Source organism: Arsukibacterium sp. (genome assembly GCF_041616895.1).
Classification (GTDB): domain Bacteria; phylum Pseudomonadota; class Gammaproteobacteria; order Enterobacterales; family Alteromonadaceae; genus Alishewanella.
The window spans coordinates 1-17,378 of the sequence record NZ_JBFJPY010000004.1; the positions used below are offsets into that span (position 1 = coordinate 1).

Here is a 17,378-nt window from a genome sequence, read left to right on the forward strand (position 1 = left end):
CGCCAGCAGTTTCCGGTATTTCCAATAAAGTGGCTGTTAAAAGATACCTATCACTCTGCTGACTATGCGCCAGCGATCAACAGCCCCACCCTGCTGTTAGTGGCAGAGCAGGACGAAATAATAGACCGCACCCGCAGCGACACACTGTATCAGGCCTTTTCGCCCGGTGTAGCGACCCTGCACCGTTATGCAGGCAATCACAACAGTGAGTTATCCGCCAGGCAGCTTGCCAGCTGGCTGGCTACTGCACCACCATAAATATGGCTGAAGCAAATTCAGCCACTGCGGCTATTTAGTTTGTCCATTTAATCTGAAATTCAATTTCCTCACTATTACCGTCGCGCTCATGTTCAATGCTGAACACAGCACGCACAGGCACATAGATCCGCTCACCGGCTATCTGGATCTCGAACTTTTCGCTCTTTTCAATTGCATCAGCCAAACGCCGCAGTTTTTCGACAAATTCATTGTTGGAATAGATCTTTTCGACATCTCTAACAGATTTCATATTTAATCCTTATTTTGGTAACTAGTCAGGGCTGCCACGGTCAGGGTTTTCTAGCAAAACATATCTGGCTGGCGCCGGTTTTTTTTGCGTCATACATGGCATGATCTGCCGCCTGCAGTAAGGGTGCCGCTGAGGTTGCGTCTGTTGGATAAAAGGAGACCCCGATACTTACAGAAATCTGCACCGGTTGATTGGCAATATCAAAGGGGGCACTGAGGGCATCAACAATAGTTTGGGCCAGCCATTTTACATCTGACCGGTTCTTAGTGCCGCAAAGAATGATGGTAAATTCATCGCCGCCCAGCCGGGCCACGGTATCTTCGCTCCTTACACAGTCTGTAAGGCGCTGTGCTACCGCTATCAGTAACTTATCACCGGCTTCATGGCCAAGAGAATCATTAATTTCCTTAAACCCATCAAGATCCATAAAAAGCAAGGCCAGCGGCTGCTCGTTGCGCTTAGCGTGTTTAACTTCCTGTTCCAGCCGGTCCAGAAAAAGCCCCCGGTTTGGCAGCCCGGTAAGCAGGTCATAATGGGCGTTGTACCATATTTTCTCTGCGAGGATAGTCTGCTCGGTAATATCCCTGATGATGCAAACCATGGCTTCGGTTTTTTGCTGCTTATCCAGCACAGGTGCCAGCAGATATTCAAACCTTTCACCCTTGTCAGAAGCAAACTTCTGGACAAATTTACCACGGTAGCCGGTTTGATCAGTTCTTACCTTTTGCAGATTTTTCTGAAAACCGGCAGCGAATGAAAAGCCAAGGTCAGATACCGTATTGCCGATAATTTTTTTGGACTCCAGCGCAAAAAGCTCGGCTGTAGCCTTATTGATATAAATAAACCTGCCATCCAAATCCAGCACACTGATAGGATCTGGTGATGCCCGCAAAATGGCACCGAACAATCGGGTTTCCTTTTCTTTGACAGTCGCGTAATGTTGCAGCGACTCAGCGACCGCCTGGTCTATTGCCTCATGGAAACGGGTAAGGTCTTTCAGTTGCTGACCGGCAATCTTTGGGTAGGCGGAGGTCCACCGTAACACGACACTTGCCCGCAGCGCCCGGAACTCAGAAACAGTTTCGACAACACTAAAACCGCTGCTTTGTCTGTCACTACCATGCACTTCTGCCCAGGTTTGTTCCTGGCCTGCCGGCCCTCCCCCTTTTGATTTGGCGGTTTGCTCTGCATCCGTCTGAGATGATTCCAGCTCTTCACTAATCGCCAGCAGCATTTCTCTGGCATGGTCGCGTAATCCTGACTCGCTCATGTACTCAGTAGGGAGAATAGTGTCAGCGAACTCTGTCCAGGCCTGTAAAATAGCTTCCATTTCTGTTCGGATAAACTTAGCTAAGCGCATATTCCTCTGCATTATGATCTACGGGTGCATTCAACTGTAGCACGCGCTGAAAAAAGCCGGGCAAGATATCTGCCGTATGAACCGCCTGCAACACCCGATAGTTGCATTGTATTTCGCGAAAAATTCTGGCAGGGTTTTACCAAGCCGATGGTGTCAGGAGAGATTTTAACAGCCGATGAAGAAATTATTTAAAGCGACCCTGCTTCTGCTCTTTGCAATATTTATTGGATTATCTGGCTATCTGTGGCTGACCTTTGCCAGCCCCTTTGGTTATAAGCCAACCGTTGAACTGCCTGCCATTGATGACAATGCCCGTTATTCGGTATTCGTATACGGCACCCTGAAACAGCCCTGGGTCCGCTATCTGGTGATGGGCCGCGCCGGCACAGGTGAGCCGGCAACCCTTGTCGGTTATCAGAAAGAAGCACTGGATATTAAGCCGGCCCCCGGTACCACGACTGAGGGCCTGGTTATTACAGTAACCGGCACCGAACTGCGGGCCCTGGATAGATATGAGCGGCTGGGCGTGCGCTATGAGCGGGTAGAATTAACTTTGCAAAATGGTAAGTCTGCCTGGGTTTACCAACTTATGGATCCGCTGATGCAAGAGATCACAGACGAGCTTGCCGATTAGCGCTGCCAGCGCTCTGGCGCGCCACATTAAAGCGTCTGCAACACCCACCAGGTCAGGCTGGATACCAGCAGCCATAATAATGGAATAATGACACTTAACCACAACGGCCAGCCTCTGAGCATTATCAGTGCCAGCCCCAGGGTAGTTAACGCTGTTGGATCGGCATAAATACCAAATACCGCCGCCTGATAGCTGCTATTGCCCGTTAGCAGGCCAATAAAAGGCCAACCCAACAGCCCGATTAAGGTCAATATCAAACCAAAAATGACCGAGGGCCGTTTGGCTGGCGCGGTTTTAGCCAATCCTGTACCGCTAAACGATACAAACAGCAACAGCGCGCCCTGGGCAATAAATGCGAAGCCAATATAGTCGCCGGCCCAGTTGAGTTCCGCGTAATACTGAATAAAAAACCCATATCCTACAACTACCCACAGCAACCCGGTAAGCAGGCAAGTAGCGCGACCATGGTTTTTCAGGGCCAGCAACACAGCTGCTACACCCATTGCCAGCGTTACGATATGCCAGGGCCAGAAAGTTTCACCAATCCGCTCTAGCAGGCGCAAGTAAACCTCGCTGCTAAAAGGAATAAATTGCTGCAGCTGATAGCCGACTCCAACGCTCATAGTGCCTCGCTGCTTATAGTGTTTCGATAAAGCGCTGCATGCGCTGGCGGGAAGTGGCAGCTGGCATGGGGCCACTGCCCGCCCCCATATTTTCCCGCATATGTGCTACTTGCGTAGTGGCCGGAATAGTGCAGGTAATGGCCGGGTGACTAACAATAAACTTCAGTAAAAAATCGGCCCAGTTGTTACAACCACATTCCTCAATGGCCCACTGCGGCAGCGGCTCGACCCGGCGCTGGATACCTTTTATCAAACCACCGCCGTCATAAGGCCGGTTGGCAATAACCGCAATACCTTTTTCTTTTGCCAGGGGCAGCAACCGCTTTTCTGCTTCACGATGAGTAATATTGTAAGTAAGCTGAACAAAGTCGATATCCTGCGATGTCATAATCTGCTCCACTTCCTGATGACGCCGACCGTGCGAAGTAGTAATACCTACATAACCAATTTTGCCATCTGCTTTCATTTGCTGTAACGCCGCTAAATGTTCGCGCCAATCGGTAAGGTTATGCACCTGCACCAGATCAAAACGATCAATGAACCAACGTTTTTTTAGCTCAGCCACTTGCTCAGCTGCTGAGCCACCAGCAGGACTCCAGACTTTCTCTGCCGAAAACAGGCTGTCCGGTATCCCCAATTTTTGTAAGGCATAGCCCATCACATCCGGTGCCGAACCATACATTGACGACGAGTCTACCAAGCCACCACCCAGTTCAAAAAATGTGCGGATGACTTCAGTTCGGGCATCCAGCAACTTGGGGTCACTGCCAACATTAAAAGTGCGCCAGGTTCCCATGCCGATAACCGGCAGTGCATGGTCCTTAGCAGAGATGGGGTTTCGCAATAGCGTGTTGCTGCCCGCCAGTACAGGCAAAGAAGGCAGCAATAACGACACCGCAGTGGCAGCCATTAACTTAATACTCTTTCTGCGGCTAAATTGATGATCCATAATTCGCACTCCTCAGAACAAGCATATCAGCTGAAAAGCTACAGCGCCAAAACACAACCACCTGGCTTAAAAGATGAGAACCTAGGACTGGTACACCAGCGTTTGCGGCGTAGACAGACATTTCCCGGCCAAGTACACTGAGGTCCTGATTGTTAATAAAGGCGATACAAGTGAGCAAAGAAACATTATCTGAACAGCAAACCGCAGCCATAAAAATCGAATTCGATTTTTTTGACCGTGATGGCAACGGCCAGATTGATATCACTGAGTTTATTGAACTGTTAACGGTACTGGCACCGAAAACGAAAGCAAGCCATGTTGGCGATGGCTTTAAGCTGATCGACAAAAACAATGACGGTTTTATCGATTTTACCGAGTTTGCCGACTGGTGGCAGCAATGCTGGTGGGAATACTAAAACCCTCTTTGCTGTTGGTGACCAACGCCAAACCTGGCAAAGTGGAACCAACAGCAACACCCTGAGTCTTTATACTGTTGTTTAGAAAAACCTCGACCAGGATAAGAACGCTGAAACTGCCTTATCACGCTCAGTTAGCGGACTATTGCTGATACTGCTGTCGTACCAGTGATGCTCAATACCCAGCCGGGCCATGCCACCCAATAGCGGGTTACTCAATGATAATCCGGTATTATAGTTTAGCGCCGAGCTACCCCGATATGACATGCGGTTGGCCGTCGCTTCATTCAGGCGAACGCCGTAGTAGTAATCGACCAGGTTACTGTCGGCATAACTGACCCCAACTTTTGGCTCTATCAGTAACGGGCCCAAGCGTAAGTTATAAGCCAGTGACAGTTTTGATTCCTGGCCGTCTGAATTACCCAGCAAATCAATCAACGTCTCAGCTTCAACCAGCCACGCTTGCTGCCGAAATTGCACATTGACACCGCCATCCAGTGAGCTTTTCCGTTTTGCCATGCCGGCAAACACCGTACTGTCAGATTCATCAAAACCGGCAAAACGAGGAGCAAGCTTAGCGCTGACACTGACTTTGCCTTGCTGCAACAATTGATAACTGACAAAGGGGCCATATACGGTTAGTTTTTCGCCGCGATAACCAATCAATGGCAATGGAATAGTACGACGCTTGTAACCCTGATAAATTTCCTGGTTTATGCCAATACCCACGCCATACAAAAAGCCCTGGGGCGGCTGTTGGCTGTTCTGACTCTGGCCTTGCTGTGTATGGCCTGCAGTGCTGTAAAGCACTGCAAAACCTATAAACAACGTAATGAAATAACGACATATTTTTTCCATTTGCAAACCTTAGTTTGGGTATGTTCCTGAACTTGCAGCGTATAACACTGTCAGGCTTATTACTGTAGTCAGGTGTAACCCGATCAGCCAGCACGCTGCAACAACATTCGCAGTCAGCTGGCATATTGCCAAAAATGGCAGCATTTTATAGGGCTAATTTGCCGTTGCGCCCTGCAAAGTAGGGAGAAATATCGCAATTAAGCCAGCACATTCTGCTACATTTTGATTAGTATGCACGCTTGCTTGCGTGTCATTCCCTGGGCTAGCGTACTTAGGGTCAGCCTCCAATTTGTTAAGGGTGAATTATGTTATTTACTGGTAATTTAACTACCGAATGTCCCATCAGACAGAAAATCCGAGACTATTACCGGATTGATGAAAACCAGATTATCGACATGCTGCTACCGCTGGCAGAAGTGGGCGTAAAAGCTCGCAGCCGGGCCTGGGAGCGCGCGCGGCAAATTGTACTTAATATCCGTAAAGATCAGGATGGCCAGGGTGGCATTGATGCGCTGCTTAACGAGTTCTCCCTTTCCAGTGAAGAAGGTGTCGTACTAATGTGTCTGGCCGAAGCCCTGTTGCGGGTGCCTGACAAAAAAACTCAGGAAGTGCTGATCCGTGACAAGCTGGCCAATGGCGACTGGAGCTCTCACTTAGGCAGCAGTGAATCGTTATTTGTTAACGCCTCGTCCTGGGGCTTGTTAGTTACCGGTAAAATGGTTAATTACTCTGATACCAACAAAGCAGAGCAGTTCGGTATTCTGAAAAAAACCCTCGGCCGCTTAGGCGAGCCGGTTATTCGCCGCTCGGTTAACTATGCCATGAAAATTATGGGCAAGCAGTTCGTCATGGGCACCACCATTGACGATGCCATTGATCGCGCTGCGGATACCGAGAAAAAAGGCTACGTCTACTCTTATGACATGCTCGGCGAAGGTGCCCGTACCATGGCCGATGCTGATCGCTATTATCAAAGCTACCTAACGGCTATTCATGCCATTGGTAAAGCCGGCAAGGGCCGCGGCCCAATTAAAAGCCCGGGTATTTCGGTAAAATTATCGGCAATTCACCCACGTTATGAATTTAGCCATCGCGAGCGGGTGATGTCTGAGCTGGTGCCAAAATTAAAAGAATTAGTATTAGTTGCTAAAAGCTATGATATTGGCTTTACAGTCGATGCAGAAGAAGCGGACCGTTTAGATATTTCCCTGGATATTATTGAAGCCATTTTCAGCGATCCTGATTTAGGTGACTGGACCGGCTTTGGCTTAGCGGTACAGGCCTATCAGAAACGCGCGATTTTTGTTATTGAATGGCTAACTCAGTTAGCCCGTAAAGTGGGCCGTCAGATGATGGTGCGGCTGGTTAAAGGCGCATACTGGGATACTGAAATTAAAACCACCCAGCAAGATGGCCTGGATCACTTCCCGGTATTTACCCGCAAGGCGTCTACCGACGTGTCATACAAAGCATGCGCTATAAAAATGCTGGAAGCCCGGGATGCATTATATCCACAGTTCGCTACGCACAACGCATACACTGCCGCCACCATTTTAGAAGTAGCCAAAGGCGATAATACCGGTTTCGAATTTCAGCGTCTGCACGGCATGGGCGAATCCTTATTTGACCAGATTGTTACTGAAGAAAAAATTCAATGCCGGGTGTATGCACCAGTGGGTGAGCACGAAAACCTGTTGGCCTACCTGGTACGCCGCTTACTGGAAAATGGTGCCAACTCGTCGTTTGTTAATGCTATCGTCGATACCACCCAACCGGTTGAAGCCTTGCTGCCGGATCCGGTAGAAACGCTGCAGGGACTGCGTAACAAATACAATACCCAGATTAAAATGCCGCTTGATTTATACGGTGCTGAACGGGCCAACTCTAAAGGGCTTGATTTAACTGATATTAATACCCTGGTACCTTTTAAAGCCAACCTTGACCGCTGGCTGGAAGAAAATCAGCTTACTGAGGACAGCTTGCCTGAGGGTGCTATCCCGGTGAAAAACCCGGCTAATCATCAGGAGATCATTGGCCACGTTACCATGCACAACAGCGAGCAAATGCAGCAACTGCTGACCAATGCCGATGAAGCCTTTAAAAGCTGGTCCGCAACTCCGATTGCTCAGCGTGCAAACCTGCTGCGCCGCATCGCTGATATTTTAGAGCGGCACAACGACGAGCTGGTTGCTATATGTATCAAAGAAGCCGGTAAAGTGGCGCAGGATGGCATAGACGAAGTGCGGGAAGCCGTTGATTTTTGTCGCTACTATGCGGCGAGGGCCGAAGAGCTGGCAAAAGATGAGCGTTTTGAGCCACGCGGCGTGATCTTATGTATTAGCCCGTGGAACTTCCCACTGGCTATTTTCCTGGGCCAGGTAGCAGCAGCTATCGTTACCGGTAACACCGTTATCGCCAAGCCGGCGGAGCAAACCAGCCTGATTGCCTTGCGCGCTATTGAGCTGATGGGTATCGTTGGCTTGCCAGAGCATGTGGTGCAGGCAGTTATTGCCCGCGGCAGCGACGTTGGCAAAACCATCGTGCCGGACAAACGGATCCAGGCTGTAATGTTTACCGGTTCGACCGATACCGGCACCCTGATTTCGCAAACCCTGGCGAACCGCAACGACATTCAGGTACCGCTGATCGCCGAAACCGGTGGCCAGAATTGCATGATTGTTGACTCTACGGCCCTGCCAGAGCAGGTGGTAGACGATGTTATCAGTTCTGGTTTCCAGAGTGCCGGCCAGCGCTGTTCAGCGTTAAGAGTATTATTTATTCAGGAAGATGTGGCTGATGGCATTATTGCCATGCTTAAAGGCGCGTTAAAAGAACTGCATGTGGGCGATCCGGCGCTGCTTAGCACCGACATTGGCCCGGTGATTGATGCAAAAGCGCTGAAAAACCTGAACGAGCATGTCGAATACTTAAAAGACAAAGCCACACTGCATTATGAATGCAAGATCCCGGACAATAGCAAAAATGGCGCCTATTTCTTTGCCCCCCGCTTATATGAAATTAAAGATTTATCGGTGTTAAAGCGGGAAGTATTTGGACCATGCGTCCATATTATTCGCTTTAAAGCCAAAGATTTAGATAAGGTTATCGACCAGATCAATGGTACCGGTTATGGCTTAACTATGGGTATCCATTCCCGGATTGAAGAGCGCTGCGAGTATCTGGCCAGAATGTCGCGTGCAGGCAACGTATACATTAACCGCAATATGATCGGCGCTATCGTCGGTGCTCAGCCTTTTGGTGGCCGTGGCTTGTCAGGCACTGGGCCCAAAGCCGGTGGCCCCAACTATTTGCTGCGTCTGGTAAAAGAGCAAGCCTCGCCAGAAAACGTACAGATGACCAACCTGACGCCGGATGAGCTGGATTTACACCATACCGCCGATTCCGACGCTCAGGTACAGCAGCTGATGGAAAATTCCTTGCGGGATGAGAAAAAGTGGCGCGCTACCAAGCTGAACGACCGGGTGTCTGTGGTACGCCAGCTGCTGGCAAAAATTGCCACGGTTGACATTATTGATGAGCTGGCCGACGACCTTGGTTCAACCTTGTCCGATGCCCGTGCGCAGTTAAACCGGCTGGAAAAACATATGCGCAAAGCCATAGTGTTGCCAGGGCCAACGGGGGAGTCAAATACCCTGCATTATGAACCGCGCGGTTGTGTCGTGTGTTATGCCGACAAGAGCACCTCGTTTAACTTCTGGACCTTATCCATCATTACTGCCCTGGCAGCCGGTAACACCGTGATTACTGTAGCTTCAGAGCTGTTTTATGATGAAGCCCAGGCATTTCGCGATAAGTTTATTGCTACCGGTGTGGCCAAGGGTGTATTTCAGGTAGCACGGCCCGATCAGTTGCAGTCCCTCCTGGCTCACCCGCATTTAGCCGGTGCGGTAGTAGCAGCCCGCTCTTCGCGGCTGGGCTACTTCAGTCAGCAGCTGGCCAAGCGCGAGGGAGCTATCCTGCCGGTGATTAGTGCGGAGTATTACGATACGCTGATTAAACGCTTAATTACCGAGAAAACCATCAGCATCGACACTACAGCCTCAGGCGGTAATACTTCGCTGATGACCATGGTGGAAGACGACGAGTCATAAGTAAATCACTCTGACCCTTTTTTCTCGGACTTAAGCGCAGAGTGGCTGGTGTGCTAACGAAACAGCAGCATGGATGCTGCGCAGGCTGAAGGGGCACAAGGATGTGCTCCTTGAAGCCGGTGAAGTAAGTATCTCCAGCTACCCTGCTTTCACTTCAGCCCACCTGCCTCTACAGATCAGGTAACTTAGCTACTTTAACACCTGCAGCAAATTACTACGCTGATCGGTCCAACTTACCTCAGGGTTTAGCTGCGTTGGCCAGGGGCTTAGTGCCTGCTGTATTACCTGTTGCTTGATAAAACGCTGATTACGGGTCAGTAACACCCATTCAGCTGCCGGATTAATACCCTCAGCTTCAGTCGCCACAAAATAGGCTTGCACACCCAGCTTTGCCGCCTGATTGCGTAATAAGCTGGTTAAATCCAGGTAATTATTTGAGACATGCACCGCCAGCACGCCATCACTTTGCAAGTGCTGCCAGTAAAGGTCCATCGCTTCTATCGTTAATAAATGCTGGGGAATGCTATCGCTGCTAAAGGCATCGAGCACCAATACATCAAATTGCGCGCTACCCTGCTGTAACTGCTCTGCCAGAGTCAGCCGGGCATCACCTTGCACAATTTCAACCGCTGCCGCACTGTCACTCAAATAACTAAAATACTCAGTCGCGACTTTAATCACTGCCGGGTTCAGCTCATAAAACTGCATGTTGTCACCTGAGTTGCCATACACCGCCAGCGCCCCTGCCCCCAGGCCAACCAGGCCAAAATTACGCTGACGCAACTGCTTAATATTACGGGAAGGTGCAGCGGGCAAGAAGTGCTGCATGGCTAAGGCGGCGCCAGTGCCCGGCCGGTAATAACTTTGGGCTGTTGTTGATAAAGGCGGCTGCAGGTACTGGGCACCATGGCTGGTAGTGCCATCGATCAGCTGGCGTTGTAGCTGGGCATCCCCCACCTGACTGGTGATCTTTAAATCCCGCACCACCAGGCTGCCATAGAAATTACGTTCGCTATACACATTATGCTGGCCTAATTGCCATTCCAAACCAACAATGCTCAGGCCAAAAAGCAAGGCTCCACTTAACCATAAACTCTGCTGCCAGCGCGGCTTTGCAGCTCCATCTGGCCACAGCATTAACAGGTAAATCGCCAGCAATACCAGTAAAAACTCCCAGTACTGGCTGAATACCAGCGGCGCCAGCAGGTTAACCGCGGCGCTACCCAGCACGCCACCGGCTGCCAGTAACAAATAATAGCCGGTTAAATACTTTGGTTCAGGCTTTAACCGCGCCAGCTCGCCGTGACATAGCATACAACCGCTGAATAAAATGGTCAGGTATAGCAGCAGCTGGGAAATCAGATCAAACTGACGCCCCAGATAAAACAACAGTAAACCAAACACCATACTCAGGCAGAAAACGTACAGCCACAAGCCGCGCTGGTACCAGCCAGGTTTATTAAATACCACTATATAGCTGAGCAAATACAAACTAAGTGGTAGCACCCACAAAAACGGTACCGGCGGAACGTTTTGGGTAAGTTGCTGGGTTACCGCCAGCAGCAGCACCACGCCACAGGCCGACAGCGCCAGCCACCGCAGGGTAAACTTTTTGTCAAGGCGGGCACTAACAGCACGAATAGCCGCTGAAAGCTGTCCAAGCTCACGCCACATTAGCAACAGACAACACAGCGTAAACAGCACAAAACCGAGCACCCAGTACTGACGTTGTTCACTCAGACTAAACAAGGGCTCCATGACAAACGGGTACGCCAGCAAGCCGCCAAGCGATCCTAAATTTGACAATGCGTACAACCGATAAGGTGAGCGCAGCGGAAACCGGCTGGCAAACCAATGCTGCAATAACGGGCCAGTGGCAGACAACAACAGATAAGGCAGCCCTACCAACAAAGCCAGCTGCACCAGAATGGCAGCCAATGGCGAGCCTCCGGCATCCGGGGTAATGTCAGCTTGCCACAATAAGGGCAAACTTCCGACAGCCAGCATTAACAAGGCACTGTGCAGCCAACGCTGCGTTTTAGGTTTCAGATAGCGGCTCAATAAATGGGCGTAGCCGTAACCTGCCAGCAGCAGACTTTGAAAAAACAGCATACAGGCCGTCCATACCGCCGCGCCACCGCCAAAATACGGCAGTAATTGCTTTGCTAACATCGGCTGCACCAGGAACAGCAACGCGGCACTTATCAGAATTGTCAGAGGAAACAAGGCCAAAGCAGGCTCCACAAAATACAACAGGGTTAAAAGCCGCCAAGCCTATACAAACGCAAGGCCACAGGCAAGTGGCAGCAAAGGATTGCGCATCGCAGCTAAAATTTGTGAGCCGGCCACGCTTGCGGTAGACTCCGGGGCTTTATATCAGAATAACGCTGCGTAAACCGCACATTTAATAAGCAATATTTTAGTTATGGGAACCATAGACCATGGGAAATTTTAAAGTACCTCATACCCTCACCCTGCTGTTTTCTATGATGGTAATCGCGATGATTGCCACCTGGATAGTGCCGCAGGGCTCATTTGAAATGCAAACACTGGAGTCTGGCCGTCAGGCTGTGGTACCCGGCACCTTTACCCTGGCAGAAGATAAAAATTACATGACGCCCTGGCAGTTACTCACTGCAATACCCCGCGCTTTTGCCAGTGCTCAGGATGTTATTTTCTTTGTGATGATTTTAGGCGGCGTGTTGTCGATTGCCCGCGCTACCGGTACGGTCGATGCGTTGATTGGTCGTCTGCTGGAAAATTACGGCGAAAAACCACAAATTTTAATCTTTATGGTGGTGTTCTGCTTTGCCATGGCGTCCAGTTTTATTGGTACTGCCGGTGAATATATTCCTTTTGTGTTGATTCTGGTCGCACTGTGTAAAGCAATGCGGCTGGATGCCATGACCGCCGTTGGTATGACTGTCGCTGGCTACGGCATTGGTTATGGCGTATCGGCAGTCAATCCCTTTACCGTGCTGATTGCCCAGCAAATTGCCGGTATCCCGCCGCTGTCTGGAAATTGGTTACGGTTTGCTATATTTCTGCCCTTTGTGCTGATTGGTTTTCACCATGTCTGGAGCTACGCCAAAAAAGTACTGGCCAACCCTGCCAATTCAATGGTGGCCGATTTACCCTGCCCGCTCGGTGATAGCAAAGCGGTTGATTATCCGAAGCTGGCGCTGAAACATAAACTGATCCTAACCAGTTTTATCGCCACCATCGCGCTGGTGGCGTATGGGATCAAAGCACACGGCTGGTATCTGTACGAGCTAAGCGCCTGTTTTATTGCCTGGGGTCTGGCCACCGTAGTAATCAGCAGACTTAGCGCCGATATCGCGGCGCAAAAATTTATTAATGGCGCCATGGAGCTGACTACCACCGCAATCCTGATCGGGGTAGCACGCGGAATATCTCTGGTAATGGAAGATGGTCAGATCCTGCATTCTCTGGTGCATGGTATGTCACTACCTTTATCCTTCGTAGGTGCCGAAATTGCCGTGGTGGGGATGCTGATTATTCAAACGCTACTTAATTTCTTTATTCCCTCTGGCAGTGGTCAGGCGTTTGTCACCATGCCTTTAATGGTGCCGTTAGCTGACTTACTGGAGATACCGCGCCAGGTTGCCGTACTGGCTTACCAGTTTGGCGATGGTTTTTCTAATATGATTATTCCAACCAATGCCATTTTAATGGGAATTATCGGTATTGCCGGTATTCCATACGGCCACTGGGTACGCTTTTGTCTGCCGCTAATTCTTAAACTAATGCTGGCGGCATCATTGGTGCTGGTACTGGCCGTCGTGTTTGATTACGGTGGTGATGTACAGCCGCCGGCAACGCAAAGCAGTGCAGTGATCAGCAACCCTGTCGACAACAACAGCAATTAATTAAAAGATTCAGGCAGTCAGCCTTTGCTGCTGCCTGTACATTGACAATGAACTCCGCCAGGTTTAACGTATTGTTAACTATGCCCTTTGGAAGTTTATATTGCTGATTTTTATCATAATGCTGCTGTTTTCTGCATCGGTGCTGGCCGCCCCAGCGCCAACTGATACGTCGCCGCCACAACTACACCGCCCTGCTGGATCGCCCGGCAAAACTGAAAGTAGCCCTGATACTATTCCTACCAATGTCATTGCGGATTGTGGTCTTAACGAGGCAGCCCAACAACTTGCTTTGCTAATCATTCAGGATCCGCTGCAGCAACGAACCCAGCTGAGTTGTCATCCGTTACTCGCCAAAGCGGCTGCCGAAAAGGCAAAAGCGATGGCGCAAAAAGGCATTGTTAACCATTATGTTGGTGGCTTAGGTGCCAACCAGCGACTAAGAATGATAGGTTATCAGCTACCGCCTTTTTACAGTGGTGCTATTGGTAACCAGGTGGAAGCAGTGGCTGGCGGCTATAGCACTGCTGAAGAAGTGTGGGCTGCGTTTAAGGCCTCTAACGGACATCGCAGTCATCTGCTTGGTGAGTTGCCGTTTTATCGGCAACAGCTGCATATAGGGGTAGGTTTTCACTACAAATGGTCAAGCCCCCATGTGGAATACTGGGCAGTGTATATTACCAGAGAAGCAGTCCCGGAGGATGCAGATGTTACCTGCTATGATGTTGGCTGCATACCATTGTAAAAGAATATAAACCATGACTAAACCCCAGCAAATTGCTGAAGTGATCTTAAAAGGTTTCCGCAAACACTTCAGGGTGTTTCAGCAGGTTACCGTGCTTGCCCGGCAGCGGTTTGAGCAGGCAGACTGGCTGGCTTACCAGCAAGATAGCTCAGAGCGGATCCAGTTTTACGACAAACGGGTAAATGAAACCATTGGCGAGCTTCGCGAGCAACTCCCCCAGGCATGTTTAAATGAGCACCTATGGCAACAGGTGAAACAGCAATATCTGCAATACCTGCTGTTTCACCCGCAAGCAGAACTGGCAGAAACATTCTACAACTCGGTATTTTGCAGGCTATTTGCCCGCAAGTACTACCACAATCAGAACATTTTTGTTGAATCAACCCTGAACCAGCAACACCTGCCAGCACCGATTTCTTCGGTATATCAAAGCTACTTTCCAGCCGAGGATGGTTTAAAACAAAGTATCCGGCATATCGTCGCAGACTTTGCTTTTAGCACTCCTTTTATTAATCTTGAACGCGATATCCGCTATATTGTAAAAAGCTTTATTCATCAGTCAGAGCATGGCCGCCACCCCGTCCACCAAATCCGTTTTGATATGCTTAAATCGGTATTTTATCGCAATAAAGCAGCTTACATCGTTGGTCGGGTTGTCACTCCCGATGGCCAACAGCCGTTTATTATACCGCTGTTGCATCAGCAAGATGCTGGTCTGTACCTTGATACCCTGCTAACCGATCCACAGCATATGAGCATTATTTTCGGCTTTTCCCGGGCCTATTTTATGGTGCAGTGCCCGGTTCCTTCTGCTCTGGTTCATTTTTTACGGGAATTGCTGCCTCATAAAACGCTGGCAGAGCTGTATGCCAGTATTGGCTTGCATAAGCAGGGTAAAACCGAGTTTTATCGCGAGTTGCTCAATCATTTAACTAAAAGTAATGACCAGTTTGTGGCCGCCCCCGGTATTCGCGGCATGGTGATGATGGTTTTCACTCTGCCCTCGTTTCCCTATGTTTTTAAGGTTATCCGCGATAAGTTTGCGCCAAGTAAGGAGTTTGGTCGCGCTACCGTTAAAGCCCGTTACTTACTGGTCAAAAAACACGACCGGGTCGGTCGGATGGCTGATACTCTGGAATATTCCGATGTGGCGTTACCCAAAAACCGCTTTACCCCGGAGTTATTAAAGGAGTTGACCGACACCGTTGGCGGGTCGCTACAAGTCGATGACGAGCTGGTGGTCATTAAACATTTATATATCGAACGGCGGATGGTGCCGCTGAATATTTATCTGGAACAGGCCAGCGACGATGAAAAAGCCACCATTATGGCTGACTATGGTAATGCCATTAAAGAAATGATTGCGGCCAATATTTTCCCCGGCGATATGCTGCTGAAAAACTTTGGGGTAACCCGCCACAAGCGGGTGGTATTTTATGACTACGACGAAGTTCAGTACCTGCTGGATGTCAATTTTCGATCTTTACCTAAAACTGATAATTTTGAAGATGCGATTAATGCCGAGGCCAATTGCTGCGCCGCCCCTGGCGACGTGTTTCCAGAGCAAATGGCGACGTTTGTTACTCCGCAACCGCAAATTCGCCAGCTGCTCTTTAGCAAGCACCCCGAATTACTGGATGCGGCTTACTGGCGCGCAAAACAACAGGCGATCAGTAAGGGCGTAGTAGAAGATATTTTTCCCTATCCGGAGAAGCTCCGCTTTGGACTGCGCTATGCTAACCATGATGTTACCAATGAGACGAACAATGCCAACTGATACCTGCACAACGGAGTTATATCCGGTTGATACCCGCCAGTCACAAGCACTGTATACGGCGCAGAGTATTGCTAAGGCAGAACACCAGGCGATAACTGAGCTTGGCAATAACGGCGGCTACATTTTAATGCAGCGCGCCGCAGCGGCTTTACTTAAGTTGCTGCAGCAACAATGGCCAGCCCCGCGAAGTATTCTGGTGTATGCCGGCAGTGGTAACAACGGTGGCGATGGCTATTTGCTGGCGGCATTGGCCCGGGCCAGTGGCTACGATATCAGACTGTTGCAGCATGGCGATCATAGTGCCCTGGGTACCACAGCGAAACAGGCTGCAGCTGAAGCGGCCAAGGCGGGCGTGCCGCTGGTGGAGGAATTTGCTGAAGCACAGCTGTTAATAGATGCATTATTTGGGACCGGCCTGAGCCGGCCATTAGATGAGCCAACCACAGCGCTGATAAGCGAGATTAATAACAGTGGCAAACCGGTGCTGGCAGTGGATATCCCCAGTGGCCTGCATGCAAATAGCGGCGCGGTCATGCCCGTTGCGGTTAAAGCCAGCGCTACCCTGAGCTTTATCGGCCTGAAGCCTGGCCTCTTAATGCAAGATGGCCTGGACCATTGTGGTGAGCTTTGGTTAAGCCCGCTGCAATTAAGTCCCGTGCTAGCGAGCATTGGCCCAATTTGTCACAGTATTACCGCTAATACTTTGCAAGGCTTGCTACCCGAGCGTGCTGCCAACAGCCATAAGGGCCATTACGGTCATGTGCTGGTCATAGGCGGTGATCACGGCTATGGCGGTGCGGCAATAATGACCGCACAAGCCGCGGTAAACTGCGGCGCGGGCATGGTCAGTTTATACAGTCGCAGCGAACATATCAGTGCAATGCTAAGCCGCCAGCCAGAAGTGATGGCAAGCAGCACGGATTGTGCCCACCTGCTCCAGGTTGCCGATGTTATTGCTATTGGTCCTGGCCTTGGTCGGCAAAGTTGGGGCCAGGCATTAATGGTCCAGGCACTGGCTACCAATAAGCCCATGCTGCTGGATGCTGATGCGCTTAACTACATCGCTGGCCTGACAGAGACAGCACAGGCTGCGCTAAAACGACAAAACTGGGTCTTAACGCCTCACCCTGGCGAAGCCGCCCGTTTACTCAATTGCAGCAGCCAGCAGATCCAGCAAGACAGGCTGGCAGCTGTCAGCCAGTTACAACAGCGCTTTGGCGGCGCTGTCTTGCTTAAAGGGGCAGGCACCCTGATTTGCGATCAATCTGGCGAGGTAACCCTGCTGGCGGCCGCCAGCCCGGCTCTGGCCAGCGGTGGCATGGGTGATGTGTTAAGCGGCATTATTGCCGCCTTGTTAGCACAAGGCTTAAATGGCGCCGCTGCCTGTCAGCTTGGTGCTTGGTTGCACCTGAATGCCTCAATCTGTCTGGCCCGGCAACAACCGCACCCCTGGCTGGTAGCCACTGATTTGATCCCTCAATTAAAACTACAGTTAATTAATTGATTTTT

Annotated in this window: 13 protein-coding genes and 1 pseudogene; 8 read left to right on the top strand and 6 right to left on the bottom strand. The window is 50.2% G+C overall.

Going from position 1 to position 17,378, the window contains the following annotated elements:
• Nucleotides 1-258: pseudogene (locus ABY802_RS01430) on the top strand (hypothetical protein); the annotation flags it as partial.
• A 34-nt stretch (nucleotides 259-292) separates the two neighbouring features.
• Here the strand turns inward: ABY802_RS01430 and ABY802_RS01435 are convergent.
• Both ABY802_RS01435 and ABY802_RS01440 read right to left on the bottom strand, forming a co-directional pair.
• Complete coding sequence (locus tag ABY802_RS01435) at nucleotides 293-508, bottom strand: amphi-Trp domain-containing protein (protein ID WP_372625224.1); 216 nt, start codon at nucleotides 506-508, stop codon at nucleotides 293-295.
• A gap of 40 nt (nucleotides 509-548) precedes the next feature.
• Complete coding sequence (locus ABY802_RS01440) at nucleotides 549-1,868, bottom strand: diguanylate cyclase domain-containing protein (protein WP_372625225.1); 1,320 nt, start codon at nucleotides 1,866-1,868, stop codon at nucleotides 549-551.
• Nucleotides 1,869-2,043: 175 nt separating this feature from the next.
• Here ABY802_RS01440 and ABY802_RS01445 point away from each other — a divergent pair, with 175 nt between their 5' ends.
• A complete protein-coding gene (locus ABY802_RS01445; protein WP_372625226.1) occupies nucleotides 2,044-2,502 on the top strand; it encodes a gamma-glutamylcyclotransferase family protein in 459 nt (152 codons plus the stop codon).
• Between the two features lie 26 nt (nucleotides 2,503-2,528).
• Here ABY802_RS01445 and ABY802_RS01450 read toward each other — a convergent pair whose 3' ends face one another.
• Entirely contained in the window at nucleotides 2,529-3,125 is a 597-nt protein-coding gene (locus ABY802_RS01450; RefSeq protein ID WP_372625227.1) for a DUF6064 family protein, read from the bottom strand.
• 13 nt (nucleotides 3,126-3,138) lie between these two features.
• A complete protein-coding gene (locus ABY802_RS01455; protein WP_372625228.1) occupies nucleotides 3,139-4,074 on the bottom strand; it encodes an aldo/keto reductase in 936 nt (311 codons plus the stop codon).
• 170 nt (nucleotides 4,075-4,244) lie between these two features.
• On the opposite strand from ABY802_RS01455, the gene ABY802_RS01460 reads away from it, so the two are divergent.
• Nucleotides 4,245-4,490, top strand: coding sequence for an EF-hand domain-containing protein (locus ABY802_RS01460; protein WP_372625229.1), 246 nt, complete (start codon nucleotides 4,245-4,247; stop codon nucleotides 4,488-4,490).
• Between the two features lie 81 nt (nucleotides 4,491-4,571).
• On the opposite strand, the gene ABY802_RS01465 is transcribed toward ABY802_RS01460, so the two are convergent.
• Nucleotides 4,572-5,348, bottom strand: coding sequence for a MipA/OmpV family protein (locus ABY802_RS01465; RefSeq protein WP_372625230.1), 777 nt, complete (start codon nucleotides 5,346-5,348; stop codon nucleotides 4,572-4,574).
• 305 nt (nucleotides 5,349-5,653) lie between these two features.
• Between ABY802_RS01465 and putA the strand changes: the two genes are divergently transcribed.
• Nucleotides 5,654-9,460: a bifunctional proline dehydrogenase/L-glutamate gamma-semialdehyde dehydrogenase PutA gene (putA, locus tag ABY802_RS01470; protein WP_372625231.1), complete on the top strand. Its 3,807-nt coding sequence runs from the start codon at nucleotides 5,654-5,656 to the stop codon at nucleotides 9,458-9,460.
• A 189-nt stretch (nucleotides 9,461-9,649) separates the two neighbouring features.
• On the opposite strand, the gene ABY802_RS01475 is transcribed toward putA, so the two are convergent.
• A complete protein-coding gene (locus ABY802_RS01475; protein ID WP_372625232.1) occupies nucleotides 9,650-11,692 on the bottom strand; it encodes a spermidine synthase in 2,043 nt (680 codons plus the stop codon).
• Between the two features lie 209 nt (nucleotides 11,693-11,901).
• Here ABY802_RS01475 and ABY802_RS01480 point away from each other — a divergent pair, with 209 nt between their 5' ends.
• From ABY802_RS01480 to ABY802_RS01495, 4 genes are all read left to right on the top strand, one after another.
• Nucleotides 11,902-13,350, top strand: coding sequence for a YfcC family protein (locus ABY802_RS01480; RefSeq protein ID WP_372625233.1), 1,449 nt, complete (start codon nucleotides 11,902-11,904; stop codon nucleotides 13,348-13,350).
• A gap of 100 nt (nucleotides 13,351-13,450) precedes the next feature.
• Nucleotides 13,451-14,092, top strand: coding sequence for a CAP domain-containing protein (locus ABY802_RS01485; protein ID WP_372625234.1), 642 nt, complete (start codon nucleotides 13,451-13,453; stop codon nucleotides 14,090-14,092).
• A 13-nt stretch (nucleotides 14,093-14,105) separates the two neighbouring features.
• Nucleotides 14,106-15,869 carry a bifunctional isocitrate dehydrogenase kinase/phosphatase gene (aceK, locus tag ABY802_RS01490; RefSeq protein ID WP_372625235.1) on the top strand — a complete coding sequence of 588 codons (1,764 nt, stop codon included), beginning with the start codon at nucleotides 14,106-14,108 and terminating at the stop codon, nucleotides 15,867-15,869.
• The gene (locus ABY802_RS01495) at nucleotides 15,859-17,373 is read left to right on the top strand and encodes an NAD(P)H-hydrate dehydratase (protein WP_372625236.1); all 1,515 of its coding nucleotides are present in this window, start codon (nucleotides 15,859-15,861) and stop codon (nucleotides 17,371-17,373) included. The genes aceK and ABY802_RS01495 overlap by 11 nt, the downstream gene beginning before the upstream one ends.
• Nucleotides 17,374-17,378: the final 5 nt, after the last annotated feature.